Consider the following 15253-nt stretch of genomic DNA (forward strand, 5'->3'; position numbering starts at 1 on the left):
AACAAAGTATGGGCAACTTTTTTGTAGCCATTTATAATTTTTTTGAGCGGCATAAAGCAGCATTCTGGACGAGTGCCATTGCTTGTTTTTTGCTGGTGGGGTATTTTGCTTCAAAGATCCGGCTGGAGGAAGATATTACCCGTATTCTTCCACAGGATAAAAAGCTGGATAAACTGCAGCAGGTATTCCAGGATTCCAAGTTTGCGGATAAGCTGATACTGACCATTTCCCAAAAAGATACTACACAGGAAGCACAGCCGGATAGCCTTACCGCATTTGCAGCTGAGATCAGTGCCCGTGCAGGGGAGCAGCTGGCTCCATACATTAAACAGATACAGGCACAGGCAGAAGATGGTACTATCCTGGATCTGATGCAGGTGATCCAGGACCACTTACCCGTATTTCTGGAACCGCAGGATTATCAGCGTATAGATTCCCTGATAGCCCCGGCACAATTACAGCAGACACTGGAGAATAATTACCGTACAGTTATATCGCCGGCGGGGCTGGTACTGAAGAAGATGATACAGGCCGATCCGGTAGGGATCTCCTGGCTGGGGATTAAAAAATTGCAGCAGCTGCAGTATGATGAGCAGTTTGAACTGTATGACGGATATATTCTGACCAGGGATCACCGGCACCTGATGTTATTTATAACACCAGCCAACCCGCCCAGCGCTACTAAAGTGAATGCCACTTTTCTGCATGGAATGGATGGATTAATAGATAGTTTGCAGCAACAACATCCTGATATCAGTGCCAGCTATTTTGGTGGTACGGCAGTCTCTGCAGGCAATGCGCAGCAGTTGCGGCAGGATACCTTGTTAACGCAGGGCATTACAGTCGTATTACTGATTGTTTTGATAGGCTTGTTCTTTAAAAAGAAAAGAGCTCCATTGCTGGTAATGCTGCCCGTAGTTTTTGGGTGGTTGTTTTCGTTGGCCTGGGTATACCTCGTGAAAGGGCATATATCCGTAATCGCTCTGGGAGCAGGATCTGTAGTATTGGGCATTGCCGTAAATTATTCCCTGCACGTGTTTAATCATTACCGGCATTTGCCGGATATACGGGAGGTAATCAGGGACCTTGCCACCCCCATGACATTGGGCAGTTTTACCACGGTAGGCGGCTTTCTGTGCCTGCAGTTTGTGAAGTCTCCCATGCTGCAGGATGTTGGATTGTTTGCTGCGTTTAGCCTTATCGGGGCCGCATTATTTTCCCTGATCTTTTTACCCCATTGGATCGTGATGGGCCGCAAACCGGAGCAGGTACCCGTGCATCAGGATAATTGGCTGGACAGGTTATCGATGTACCGGCCGGAACGTAATAAATACCTCATAGCTGGCATATGCCTGTTAACCATCCTGTTCTTTTTTACCGCCAAAAAAGTGTCTTTTGAAAGTGATATGATGCGGATGAATTTCATGACGCCGGAATTAAAGGCGGCAGAAACCAAGTTGAATCATATCAATGCTTATACGGCCCAGTCTGTATATGTAGTCACAGAAGGTAAAAATCTGGAAGCGGCGCTGGAAAACAGTGAGGCAATATTGCCTGTTATTCATCAGTTGCAGGAAAAGGGCATCGTAAAAAGATATACAGGAGTGCAGGGGTTACTATTGTCCGAGAAGGAGCAACAAGTACGTATCGCACGCTGGCAAAAATACTGGACACCGGAGAAGCAACAACAATTGTTGGCTTTTTTACGCAAGCAGGGGGTGGCAGCAGGATTCAGCGCTACCGCTTTTGACCCGTTTGAGCGGTTATTGGAGAAGCCATTTAACGTGATGCCTCCGGAAGCGTTGGAGGTTTTACGTAATGGTACCATGGGGGATTTCATCACTGAAAAGAAGGGGATGACTTCACTGGTAACGTTGTTAAAAGTAGATCCGCAGCAGAAACAGGCAGTGTATACCGCTCTGGATCAGCAGGCACATACCACGGTATTAGATAAACAATATGCAGCCAACCGGCTGGTGGAAGTGATCCGTGATGAGTTTAACAGCATTGCCTGGATGACTTCTTTACTGGTGTTTTTTGCATTACTGATTTCTTATGGCAGGATAGAGCTGGCATTGATCACCTTTATCCCTATGCTGGTGAGCTGGGTGTGGATATTAGGGATTATGGGGCTGTTTGGTATTAAGTTCAATATTGTAAACATCATTCTCTCCACTTTCATTTTTGGGTTGGGAGATGATTACAGCATTTTTACAATGGATGGTTTATTGCAGGAGTATAAAACCGGCAAGAAACATCTGTCGTCTTTTAAATCATCTATTTTCCTTTCCGCGATTACTACCATACTGGGTCTGGGGGTATTGATATTTGCAGCGCACCCTTCGCTGAAATCCATTGCCCTGATTTCTATCATAGGTATCTGGTGTGTAGTATTGATTTCCCAGGTATTGATTCCTTTTCTTTTTAACTGGATGATTACGAACCGGGTAAAAAGAGGTTGGGCACCATGGACATTTACGGGATGGACCCTTTCCGTTTTTTCGTTTACTTATTTTACGCTGGGTAGTTTTATCATGACGGGCATCGGCTTTATATTACTGCGTTTAAATCCCTTTAATAAGGCAAAGGGGAGGTACCTGTTTCATGTAATATTGTCGAAGTATACCGGTTCGGTATTGAACATTATGGGTAATGTGACTAAGCAGTCAATTAATCCATTAAACGAAAAGCTGGAAAAGCCCGCGGTGATTATCAGTAATCACCAGTCATTTCTGGATATCCTGGTATCCACTATGCAGCGGCCTAAAGTGATATTGCTGACAAACGAGTGGGTATGGCGTTCGCCGGTATTTGGAGCAGTAGTAAGAATGGCGGAGTACTATCCGGTAGCAGATGGCGCTGAAGATAGTATAGAACGGCTACGTAAGAAAGTGGAAGAAGGATATTCTATTGTAGTGTATCCGGAAGGCAGCCGCTCTCCTACAACCGCCATCCGCAGGTTTCATAAGGGCGCTTTCTATATTGCAGAACAACTGGGGCTGGATATTCTGCCGCTGATTATCCATGGTACTGCTTATACCATGAGCAAAAGTGATTTCCTGCTAAAGAATGGTACGGTAACCGTAAAATATTTGCCCCGTATTACTCCGGATAACAAAGACTATGGAGAAGGGTATAGTGAGCGTACTAAAAAAATAAGCCGCTATTTCAGGCAACAGTATGAGTTGCTGCGGCAGGAAATAGAAGTACCCGCTTATTTCAGGGAGCAGTTGAAGTATAACTTTATCTATAAAGGGCCTATACTGGAATGGTACATGCGTATTAAAACAAAGCTGGAAGATAACTATGCACTGTTTCATCACCTGCTGCCATTAGAAGGACGCATATTGGATATTGGTTGTGGTTATGGATTTATGTCTTATATGCTACATTTTTTAGCGGCAGGGCGGCAGATCACCGGCATTGATTATGATGAAGAGAAGATTGCAACTGCCAATCATTGTTATCTGAAAGGAGAGCAGCTGAACTTTGTTTGTGCAGATATTACAGATTATAACTTCGGCAAGCAGGATGTATTTATCATCAGCGACGTGATGCATTACCTGCTGCCCGAAGAGCAGGAACGTTTGTTACAACAATGCATTGCCCAGCTTGCGCCAGGAGGGATGATCCTCATTAGGGATGGAGATGAGGATCTGAAGCGGCAGCATAAGAATACACGACTGACCGAATTATTTTCAACACGCATTATGGGTTTTAATAAAACGCAGCATAAGTTGTCGTTTTTTTCTGCTACGCAGATGAAAGCTTTAGTAAATAAATATGGAGCTACAATGGAGGCGGTGAATAATCCACGATATACCTCCAATGTAATATTTGTCATTAAAAAAATGCCGCAACAGCAATATGCATAACTATGACGTGATCATAATAGGCAGTGGGTTGGGAGGGCTGGTATGTGGTGCTTTGTTAAGCAAGCATGGGTACCGGGTATGCATATTTGAAAAGAATAAACAAATAGGTGGCAGTCTGCAAACCTATGCCCGTAATAAAGTAATCTTTGACTCCGGTGTGCATTACATTGGCGGGTTGGCCCAGGGAGAACATTTGTATAAGGTGTTTGACTATCTGGGCATCATGGAGAAGTTGAAGCTAAAACGGCTGGACCGTAATGGCTTTGACCGCATTACTTTTAAAGATGATAAGGGGGAATATAGACTGGCGCAGGGATACGACAATTTTATTGCGCAGTTGTTGCCTGATTTTCCTGACGAACGGGCAGCACTAAATGCTTATGTACATGAAATGCAGGAGGTCTGCAGCCGGTTTCCCTTATATAACCTGAGAGCCGGGCATTACCAGGAAAAGGAAAGTGTATTACATGTGGGTACGGTAGATTTTTTACGTACCATCACCAGTAATGAACGATTACAAAACGTATTGGCAGGCAATAATCTCTTATATGCAGGGGTGGCAGACAAAACGCCATTTTATATTCATGCACTGGTATTAAACAGCTACATTCAAAGTGCATGGAAATGTGTAGATGGCGGTTCCCAGATAGGAAAGTGGCTAAGCCGCTGCATTACTGAAAATGGCGGGACTATTATCCGTAATATGGCAGTCAGAAATATTGTGGGAGATGGTAACCGGGTAGATCATATCAGGCTGGCTGATGGCCGGGAGGTAAAAGGAGATCATTTCATTTCCAATTTGCATCCGGCGCAAACGGTAGCTATGACAGAGAGCGACTTATTGCACAGTGCTTTCCGCCGGCGTATGCAGGGGCTGGAAAACACGGTAGCGCCTTTTGTATTGAACATCGTGTTAAAACCAGGGCGTTTTCCTTATCTGGATTACAACTATTACTATCATGATACACCGGATGCCTGGGCAGGCACCAGCTATCATACAGATAACTGGCCACTTACTTATGCCTTGTTCGCTTCTGCCGGGTCCAGGCAGGATAAATATGCAGACAGTGTATCCATCATGACGTACATGCGCTATGAGGAGGTAGCTCCCTGGAAGGATACCTTTAATACAGTGTTATCGGAGAATAACAGAGGCGCCGATTATGATGCTTTCAAGATGGCGCGGGCAGAGCGGCTGCTGGATGTGGTGGAAAAGAAGCACCCTGGATTCCGTGATTGTATCCAAACTTACTATGTCGCCACCCCGTTATCTTTCCGTGATTATCTGGGCATAGCAGATGGCAGCATGTATGGGGTGCAGAAGGATTACCGTGATCCGATCCGTACGATGGTGGCCACCCGGACAAAACTGTCAAATTTGTATCTTACCGGTCAGAATCTGAACCTGCATGGTATACTGGGCGTTACTATCAGCGCTGTGCTAACCTGTTCAGAATTATTGGGGATGGAATACCTGGTAGACCAGATTAATAAGAAATAAGGCATATCAGTAACATTTGATTTTTAACTTTTAATATTTTCTTTTGAAAAAACAGCGTAGCGGTTGGCGGAAATTGGGGCGTATCCTGTTGTTTATCGCAGGAGGGTTTATTGTTTTATTGATTGCATTGGCGGTTTACCTGGTGTCTGTATCGCATATTGATCCCCCCAAGGTGGCGGATAAACATGCTTTACAACTGGAGCGGCATCAGCTGGATACGCTTTGTTATACTATTGGAGACAACTGGTTCCGTAAGAGCAATAGTGGATTATATGAACTGTATGTAGCAGGGGATGCCTTTGAAAGAGGCGTGATTAATGGTAAGCTGACAGCGGAACTGGTGAAAAGACAAGAAGATCATTTTGTAGCACAGATCAAACAGATGATTCCTTCCACATCCTATCTGCACTTCCTGAAGTATTTCATTGGCTGGTTTAACCGCCATCTGAGTGAAAATGTGATTGACGAATATAAGCAGGAAATTTATGGGGTGTCTTTTTCCGCATCAGACCAATATGATTATATAGGGACTAACTATGAGCGTATCATGAATTACCATGCAGCGCATGATATAGGGCATGCTTTGCAAAGCATGGCATTGGTGGGCTGTACTTCTTTCGCTACCTGGGATGATCATTCAGCTGATAGTAATCTGATTATAGGGCGGAATTTTGATTTTTATGTGGGCGATAAATTTGCGGAAGAAAAGATCGTTGCATTTTATCAGCCCAAAGCCGGGCACCGTTTTATGATGGTTACCTGGGCCGGATTTACAGGGGTAGTATCAGGCATGAATGAGCATGGATTAACGGTAACCATTAATGCCGCAAAAACAAGTGTGCCGGATGGATCAGCTACACCGGTATCACTGGTAGCCAGGGAAATACTGCAATATGCGCGTAATATCCGGGAAGCATGGGCCATTGCGGAAAAACGGAAGATGTTTGTATCTGAATCCTTCCTGATCGGATCTGCCGAAGATAATCGCGCTGTAGTGATTGAAAAAACACCGGAAGGAATGGACCTGTATGACCCAAAACAACATTTTATCACTTGTACCAATCACTTCCAGGGAGATACGCTGGGAAAACTGGCGTCTAATCAGGAACAGATAAAGGAAAGTGCATCAGCTTACCGGTATGAGCGATTAACGGAGCTACTGCAACAGAAAGGACCTAATACCGTACAGAAAACAGTAGATATTTTACGTGACCGTTATGGTGTGCACAATAAGGATATCGGTATGGGCAACGAGAAAGCGATCAACCAGTTTATCGCCCATCACGCCATTGTATTTGAACCCGGAAAAAGAATGGTGTGGGTATCTACTGCTCCCTGGCAGCTGGGACAGTTTGTTGCCTATGACCTGAATAAAATATTTGGGATGCATGGATTGTCGGCAAATCATGAAGTATATGACAGTGCGCAAAACATTGCAGCAGACCCATTTTTACAGACGAAAGACTACCAGTCATTTGTTACGTACCGGGAGCTGAAGGAACAGATCAGGCAGGGAAAACAGGTGGATATCGCCGCGTTGATTGCCTCTAATCCTGAATTTTATCATACCTATGTACTGGCAGGGGATTATGAATTTAAACGGGGAAATTTAGCGAAAGCGAAAGTATATTATGAAACCGCATTAACAAAGGTAATTGCTACGAAAGGAGAAGAAGATCATATCAGAAAACAACTGGAAAAGTTATGATTACAGGTATTGGTACGGATATCGTAGAAGTAGACCGTGTAGCGGAAAAGATCATGAAAGGAAATGGCTTCCGGGAGATGATCTTTACCCCGCATGAAATAGCCTATTGTGAAAAGCAGGGAGGCAAGTATGAGAGCTATGCAGCACGTTTTGCCGCCAAGGAAGCTCTGCTGAAGGCATTAGGTACCGGATGGGGTAATGGAAATATCAATTTTGATGAGATTGAAACCAGGAATAACAGTGTTGGGAAACCTGAATTGTATCTGGTCGGGAATGCAGCGGCCCAGTATGAACTGCTAAAAATAAAAAAGATATTTGTTTCTTTATCCCATGTAAAAACAACCGCTATTGCTATGGTAATAGTGGAAAGCTGATACCAGGCGTGTGAAGATTATATAAAGCGTAAACATTATGTACATACCAGATATTGAATTACGATCAAAAGATACCATCAGACAATACCAGCAAAAGGAAGTGCTGCATCTGCTGGGGTACCTGCGTCAGTTTTCACCTTTTTACAAGGCATGGTTTGCACAGCATAATGTACGCTTGGAAGAGATTACTTCATTAGAAGAGCTGAGCAGGATTCCTCCCGTAACAAAAGAAGACCTGCAGGAGCATAACTGGGATTTTTTATGTGTGGATAAAAGCAAAATTGCGGAATATACTACCACTTCCGGTACATTGGGAAAACCCGTGATTATTGCGTTGACGGAAAAGGATTTGCAGCGCCTCACGTACAATGAATATATTTCTTTTTGTTGTGCAGATGGCACTGCACACGATGTGTACCAGCTGATGCTTACCCTCGACCGGCAGTTTATGGCAGGAATGGCCTACTATTCCGGGATACGTAAATTGGGCGCAGGTGTACTGAGGGTAGGACCGGGTGTGCCATCCCTGCAGTGGGAGAACATCCGCCGTATACAGCCTTCCGTTATAGTAGCGGTACCTTCCTTTATTGTAAAGCTTATTGCCTTTGCAAAAGAACATCATATAGATATTAATGCTTCTTCTGTTAAAAAGGCCGTTTGTATAGGAGAAAACATCCGTAATGTAGATTTTTCCCTGAATGTACTGGGTAAGCGGATTACGGAACAATGGAATATACAGTTGTATTCTACTTATGCTTCTACAGAGATGCAAACCGCCTTTACAGAATGTAAAGCCGGACAGGGGGGGCATCAGCATCCTGAGTTGTTGTATGTAGAGTTGCTGGATGATAATAATCAGCCGGTAGCGCCAGGAGAAGAGGGAGAGGTAACCATTACTACCCTGGGGGTAGAAGGGATGCCGCTGTTAAGATATAAAACCGGTGATATTTGCCGGCATTATACCGAAAGCTGTGTATGCGGACGCAATACGTTGCGGTTGTCGCCGGTGATAGGGCGCAAAAAACAAATGATCAAGTATAAAGGCACTACTTTGTACCCACCGGCGCTTTTTGATTTACTGAATGAGATGGAAGAGGTAAAGGAATTTGTGGTGGAGGTGTTTTCCAATGAAATAGGAACAGATGAAATACTATTGCACTTGTGGCCATTGGAAGAGTCGGAAGAAATGGATCGTAAGATAAAATCTTACCTGCAGGCTAAATTGCGCGTTATACCACAGGTCCGTTATTGCGGCCAGACTGAAATTATAAAGATGCAAATGCCGGAAGGTAGCCGGAAACCTGTGAAATTTGTGGATAACCGGGGTAAAATATAAACCCCGGAATATATATCTTTAAAGGAGCCATTAAATTTATTTCATGGGAACCCTTAGATATCATGCCACGTTATCGATGAAATTGTTTGTTTGTCTGTGCTGTTGTTTGTTAAGTAGTATCAAAATTTATCCACAAGGTACTCCTCCACTGGATGTATTGAAACATGTTGTGACAGCTGCGGATAGTTTCCGGCAGTACCTGCCCGTAGAAAAAGCATATCTCCATTTCGACAAAACAGCCTATGCTACAGGAGACACAATGTGGTTTAAGGCATATTTATTCAATGCTGCTGATTTTACCTATACTTTAAAGAGTGGGCTCTTATACCTGGAGCTGAGCAGGGATAGCAATTATTTGGTGAAGCGTATATGTCTGCCGATGGTAGGCGGCCTTACGTGGGGAGATATCATACTGGATGAAGACCGTTTTCCGGCAGGAAGTTATACCCTGAGAGCCTATACTAACTGGATGCGCAATTTTGGAGAGGAGTATATTTTTTCCCGGCAATTTGTAATTGCTGGGGGCAACCAGGACCGGCGGGTGCATACACAGTTAAAACTATTGAAAGATCATGCCAATGAAATAGCCCGTTTGCAATTACAATGGCAGGATGGTGGAAACAAGCCTGTAAGTGGAGCCGACCTGGATATAAAAGTATTACAGGGCAAAAAAGTGGTGTATAAGAACCAGGCATCCACTGCTACGGATGGGAAAGTAGATATAGCCTTTGAAACGCCTGGGAAAAAAGGGGGACCGTTGGTATTGGAAGCGCGGGAAGGAAAGCAGGGAGAAACATTACGAATACCCCTTCTGCTGAACCGGCCGCAAAACACTGATTTGCAATTTATGCCGGAAGGAGGCAGCTGGATTAATGGTCAGCCGGCAAGAATAGGATTTAAAGCAATTGGAGAAGATGGAAAGGGCGTACCTGTGCATGGGAAAATTGTTAATAGTCATCAGGAAGAAGTTGCCACTTTTACGGCAAAGCATCTTGGAATGGGTACATTTAATATGGTACCGGAAGCAGGAGAAACTTATACGGCGCAGTTATTATTGCCGGACAGCAGTAAGCTTACCTATTCACTACCGGCGGTCCATCAGTCAGGTACACAAATGCAGGTAATGAATATCCCCGGAAAAGATTCTGTATTGGTATTGCTTGCATCCAGTGAAGATATTGTAGAGAAAGGCAGTGGACAGTCCTACTTATTAATTGCACAATCAGCAGATGGGATACAGTATGCGGCAGTAGTGCACTTTGGCAATGGCAGCATGCAGATAAAAGTGGCAAAGGAGCTGTTTCCCACAGGGGTAGCCCGTTTTACACTGCTGAATATGAACAGGCAGCCGGTAAATGAAAGAATCATCTTTATAGACCGCCATCAGCATTTGCAAATAAAAATGACAATGGATAAAACGGTTTATCATCCCAGAGATAGTATTGATATGCAAATCAGTGTTACCAATGCAGTTGGCAAGCCGGTACAGGGTAGCTTTTCCCTGGCAGTTACAGATGATGCACAGGTAAACCAGCAATTACCGGGCAATGGAAATATGATCTCTTACCTGCAGCTGTGCGCTGATCTGAAAGGGTATATTGAAGATCCTGATTATTATTTTTTTTCCGGCGATGCACATGCCGGAGAAGCTTTGGATTGTTTGCTGCTAACACAAGGATGGGTAGGATACAACTGGGAGCAGGTATTTACACCGCCATCGCTTCTTTATCCTGCAGAGCCTGGACTTATGGTGAGGGGCACCGTATTGAATGCGTTCAACAAACCGGTAAAACGTACCGGGGTGATGTTGTTTTCTACTAGCCCGCTGCTGCTGAAGGATACGCTTACTGATGATCAGGGACGTTTTGTATTTACTGATTTTCCTCCGTTGGATACGGTAGGGTTTGTAGTACAGGCCAGGAATAGAAGGGGCAAAAGTTTTAATGTAGGTGTAGAGGTAGATGAATTTAAACCACCTGTATTTTCTGCACTGGCAGTACCCCCGGTATTACCCTGGAATGTGAACAGTGATCCTACGTTGCTGGAGTATGTGAAAAATAATAGTGTTTTCCGGCAGGAAGTAGAGAAAATACGGTTAGGAGGACACGCGTTAAAGGAAGTGGTGGTAAATGCCAAAAAAGGGGTAGCAGGGTCTAAAAGCCTTAATGATCCCGGAGAAGCGGATCTGGTGCTGGATGAGGCAGTCATGAAAGAGGCCGGAAAAATGACATTGGAAGAGGTATTGTTGCAGCGGGTGAAAGGATTTCATTGGGGGTTTGTGAATAAAAAAGGGCTGGGATATCTGTTGCAGAACGCAGAGGTGAAATTTGTAATAGACGGGATGGACGTAGATTTTTTCTATAGTGAAACACCAGGTTTTTCAAATATTAATGACCACGGAAATTACTTAAAGAGCCAGCTGGAGTATTTTACGGCTGAAGATATAAAAGGAATTGAGGTGATGTCCAGTGCCGGCTTTTCAGCAAATTACAAAAGCCGCTATATGAGCGTGGAGGAACGTATGGCCCTGGCACAAAAGGGACAGGAGGTAACTTACATTGAAATTACCACACGTGGAGGACATGGTCCCTTACAGAAGAAAACCCCAGGCACCTATGTATACAAGCCTATTCCTTTTGTATGGCCCAGAACATTTTACCGTCCGCGTTACATAGCTACGGACGTAAATCAGCCCATGAAAGATTTACGGGCTACTATTCACTGGATTCCGGATGTGGTGACAGACGAAAACGGGAAAGCCAGTGTATCATTTTACGCAGCAGATCAAACGGGTACTTATACTGCTATCATAACAGGAAGCGATATGCTGGGAGGAATCGGTTATCAGCGGCAGCAGGTTGCAATCCGGAAAGAGTAGGGCATTCATCTTAGAACTTAAAGGAGGCTGTTGATTCAGGATTATCCAGCTTTGTACTTTTGCGCGTGTCATTTACTACTACGTGAATCATATTGATTTGATTGCTATGTGCTTCGTAGAGGATATCGTTTTTAATAGCTATTTTTTGCACGTTGGGTACATGGGGAGCTTCCAGAAAGCACCAGGCAGCATCCTCTTCTATTTTATAGCCCAGATAGGACAACGGGGTCACTTTATCATTGATAGTAATCACCAGATGTTTGCTTAAATAATCTTTGATAAGGGCATCTACCTGTTTGCGATCAGCAGGACGGATAATATCAAAAGTAGTATTGTACTGTGCTTTTAAGGCTTTTTCAAAATCATCTGCGAAAATCCTGCAACTCACTTCCAGCTCTTTTTTGGGGGCATTATGTCTTATTTCTGTTACACTCACATAGAAAGGATGCATCAGTGTGATCCATGCAGTCAACCACCATTTACAAAATAATAAGCCCATTGGAGTAAAATATTTTATTAATTTGATCAGTATTTATATAATTACCGAAAATAGAAAAAATATAGGCAATGCAGGATTTCCCCTTGTACTTTCAGCTAGGGTGGCAGCATATAGCAGACTTAAGCGCATATGATCACATTTTGTTCATCACGGTATTGTGTGCGGTTTATTTACTGAATGATTGGAAAAAAGTACTGATACTGGTAACTGCATTTACAGTGGGGCATTCTATTACATTGGCATTAAGTGTTTTACATATTATACAGATACCTACGCCACTGATAGAATTTCTGATACCTGTAACTATATGTATTACGGCCCTGGCTAATATCAGCCGGAGGGACAATCAACCGGAAAAATTAAGGCTCAATTATTTCTTCGCACTTTTTTTTGGCCTGGTGCATGGTTTAGGATTTTCGAACTATCTGAAGAGTTTGCTGGGTAGCCAGACAAGTATCTGGCAACCACTCATGGCTTTTAATATAGGGCTTGAATTTGGACAGATTCTTATTGTTGCAGTAGTATTGTTATTAGGAGGCATCATTGTAAATCTTACCGGCGTAAAACGAAGGGACTGGAACATGTTTATTTCTTCTGCCATTTTCGGCATTGCAATTATGATGGCCATAGGCCGTTTTGAAGACCTGGTAAAAGCATAGCGCGATACCAGTATATATTTTGATCTGACTGTTTATGAGAAAAAAAATAATGCTGCTGGCAGCGGTGTTTTGTTACGTTACGGGCATTAGTGCACAGCATAATGGCTCCAATCATGGTAATCGCTTTGAGCAGCTGGGTACTATGCTGCAAAGCCCTAATATGTACCGCTCTGCCTCAGGTGCACCAGGACCGCGTTACTGGCAGCAAAGGGCTGATTATGATATTACAGCTGAGCTGGATGATACCAGGCAAAAGCTAACGGGAGCTGAAACCATTACCTACTATAACAATTCCCCGGATCCACTTACTTATTTATGGTTACAGCTGGACGAGAACGAGCATGATGCTAATAGCGACAATCAGCAGTTTAACGGCAGCAGGATGTCGGATAAAATGACCATGAAGGATTTGAATGGCATACTGGGTTACGGTAAAGAGCTGGGTGTGAAAATCGTAAAAGTGGCGGATGGAAATGGAAATGCCTTGCCGTATACCATTAACCAAACCATGTTGCGGGTGGATTTACCTAAAGCATTGATGCCAGGTGAGAAATACCGTTTAAAAGTGGAGTGGTGGTACAATATCCCCAACCGTATGACCATAGGAGGCAGAGGTGGTTACGAGCATTTTCCGGAAGATGATAATTACCTGTATACCATTACGCAATGGTATCCCCGTTTGGCAGTGTACTCAGATTTTCAGGGGTGGCAAAATAAACAGTTTAATGGAGCCGGAGAGTTTGCCCTGACGTTTGGCAACTTCCGGGTACGCATGACGGTACCAGCCGATCATGTGGTAGGAGGCACCGGAGAATGTCAGAATTACAGGGAAATGCTGAGCGCTGTACAATACCAACGCTGGCAGCAGGCACAAAGCAGCAGGGAGCCGGTAGAAGTAGTTACACTGGCAGAAGCACAAAAGGCCATGCAGCAAAAATCAACAGCAAAGAAAACATGGGTATTTGAAGCACAGCAGGTACGTGATTTTGCCTGGGTGTCTTCCCGCCGTTTGGTGTGGGATGCTATGGCCACGCAGGTAGAAGGTAACAAGGTAATGGCCATGTCATATTATGGGCCGGAAGCCTATCCGCTTTATCGCAGGTATTCTACAAAAGTGGTAGCGCATACTTTAAAAACCTATTCAAAGCATACTATTCCTTATCCGTACCCTGTGGCGATCTCGGTGGAGGCAGCAAATGGTATGGAATACCCGATGATCTGCTTTAACTATGGCAGGGCAGAAAAGGATGGTACTTATTCGGAGGCAACTAAAAACGGGATGATTGGCGTGATTATCCATGAAGTAGGGCATAACTTCTTTCCTATGATTGTGAACTCAGATGAGCGGCAGTGGACATGGATGGATGAAGGGCTGAATACATTCTGCCAGTTTATGACGGAACAGGAATGGGATAATAATTTCCCTTCCGGCCGGGGGCCAGCACATAAAATTGTGGATTATATGAAGATGCCGAAGGAGCAGCTGGAGCCTATCATGACCAATTCTGAGAACATCGTACAGTTTGGACCTAATGCTTATGCTAAACCGGCCACTGCGCTGAATATTTTAAGAGAAACAGTGATGGGCAGGGAATTGTTTGACTTTGCTTTCCGGGAGTATGCACGGCGCTGGGCATTTAAGCATCCTACACCCGCAGATTTTTTCCGTACTATGGAAGATGCTTCTGCAGTGGATCTGGACTGGTTTTGGCGGGGATGGTTTTTTGGAATTGAACCGGTGGATATATCGATAGATAGTGTGAAATGGTACCGGATGGATACGCAGGATCCCGCTATCGAAAATGCAGCTGCCAAAGCGGCTTATGATCGTAATGCTGATCATCTGGCCAGGCAGCGTAATAAAACAGCAGGTGTAAAGTTTGCGGTAGATCAGGATACGAGCCTGCAGGATTTTTACAGTAAATGGGATCGGTTTGAGGTAAAGCCGGCTGCTAAAATAGCGTACAACCAGTTTTACGCTTCTCTGTCTCCGGAAGAAAAGCGGATGTACGATAGTAAAAAGAACTTTTATGAAGTAACATTTTCTAATAAGGGCGGCCTGGTAATGCCCTTGATTATTGAATGGACTTTTACGGATGGAACAAAAGCAACAGACCGGATTTCAGCTTATATCTGGCGTAAAAATGAGTATCAGGTTACCAAGGTGTTTGCAAAAGATAAAACGGTAGCCGCGATAAAGCTGGATCCACAGCGTGAAACGGCAGATATTGATGAAGATAATAACAGCTGGCCCAGAACAGCTACTCCTTCAAGATTTGAGTTGTTTAGAACCAAGGTGGTGCCAAGGGGAGCATCTACAGGAGATAATCCTATGCAGCGCGCTGCAAGGGAGTAAACAGCGGTATGCTAAAAACAGGCATGGGCCGGTACTGTTTCAGTACCGGCCCATGCGGTTTATACAG

9 protein-coding genes are annotated in these 15253 nt (G+C 44.1%); 8 read left to right on the forward strand and 1 reads right to left on the reverse strand.

Annotated elements, in window-relative coordinates; genetic code table 11:
* Positions 1–8: 8 nt before the first annotated feature.
* From ABR189_RS25935 to ABR189_RS25960, 6 genes are read left to right on the forward strand one after another with little or no spacing between them, the layout of a single operon-like run.
* Positions 9–3875, forward strand: a complete 3867-nt coding sequence (locus tag ABR189_RS25935) for a 1-acyl-sn-glycerol-3-phosphate acyltransferase (protein WP_354663403.1) — start codon at positions 9–11, stop codon at positions 3873–3875.
* Positions 3868–5376 (forward strand): phytoene desaturase family protein, encoded by a 1509-nt coding sequence (locus ABR189_RS25940; protein ID WP_354663404.1) that lies wholly within the window; start codon positions 3868–3870, stop codon positions 5374–5376. The genes ABR189_RS25935 and ABR189_RS25940 overlap by 8 nt, the downstream gene beginning before the upstream one ends.
* 43 nt (positions 5377–5419) lie before the next feature.
* Positions 5420–7084, forward strand: a complete 1665-nt coding sequence (locus ABR189_RS25945; protein WP_354663405.1) for a C45 family autoproteolytic acyltransferase/hydrolase — start codon at positions 5420–5422, stop codon at positions 7082–7084.
* A complete protein-coding gene (acpS, locus tag ABR189_RS25950; protein ID WP_354663406.1) occupies positions 7081–7458 on the forward strand; it encodes a holo-ACP synthase in 378 nt (125 codons plus the stop codon). The genes ABR189_RS25945 and acpS overlap by 4 nt, the downstream gene beginning before the upstream one ends.
* 37 nt (positions 7459–7495) lie before the next feature.
* Positions 7496–8794 (forward strand): flexirubin biosynthesis putative acyl-CoA ligase FlxY, encoded by a 1299-nt coding sequence (gene flxY, locus ABR189_RS25955; RefSeq protein ID WP_354663407.1) that lies wholly within the window; start codon positions 7496–7498, stop codon positions 8792–8794.
* Positions 8795–8837: 43 nt separating this feature from the next.
* Positions 8838–11672 carry a carboxypeptidase-like regulatory domain-containing protein gene (locus tag ABR189_RS25960; protein WP_354663408.1) on the forward strand — a complete coding sequence of 945 codons (2835 nt, stop codon included), beginning with the start codon at positions 8838–8840 and terminating at the stop codon, positions 11670–11672.
* Positions 11673–11682: 10 nt separating this feature from the next.
* Here ABR189_RS25960 and ABR189_RS25965 read toward each other — a convergent pair whose 3' ends face one another.
* On the reverse strand, positions 11683–12171 hold the full coding sequence (locus ABR189_RS25965; RefSeq protein ID WP_354663409.1) for a DUF6702 family protein: 489 nt from the start codon (positions 12169–12171) through the stop codon (positions 11683–11685).
* 68 nt (positions 12172–12239) lie between these two features.
* Here ABR189_RS25965 and ABR189_RS25970 point away from each other — a divergent pair, with 68 nt between their 5' ends.
* Both ABR189_RS25970 and ABR189_RS25975 read left to right on the forward strand, forming a co-directional pair.
* On the forward strand, positions 12240–12830 hold the full coding sequence (locus ABR189_RS25970) for a HupE/UreJ family protein (RefSeq protein ID WP_354663410.1): 591 nt from the start codon (positions 12240–12242) through the stop codon (positions 12828–12830).
* 34 nt (positions 12831–12864) lie between these two features.
* Positions 12865–15186 (forward strand): M1 family metallopeptidase, encoded by a 2322-nt coding sequence (locus ABR189_RS25975; protein WP_354663411.1) that lies wholly within the window; start codon positions 12865–12867, stop codon positions 15184–15186.
* Positions 15187–15253: the final 67 nt, after the last annotated feature.

This window comes from Chitinophaga sp. H8, assembly GCF_040567655.1.
GTDB lineage: Bacteria > Bacteroidota > Bacteroidia > Chitinophagales > Chitinophagaceae > Chitinophaga > Chitinophaga defluvii.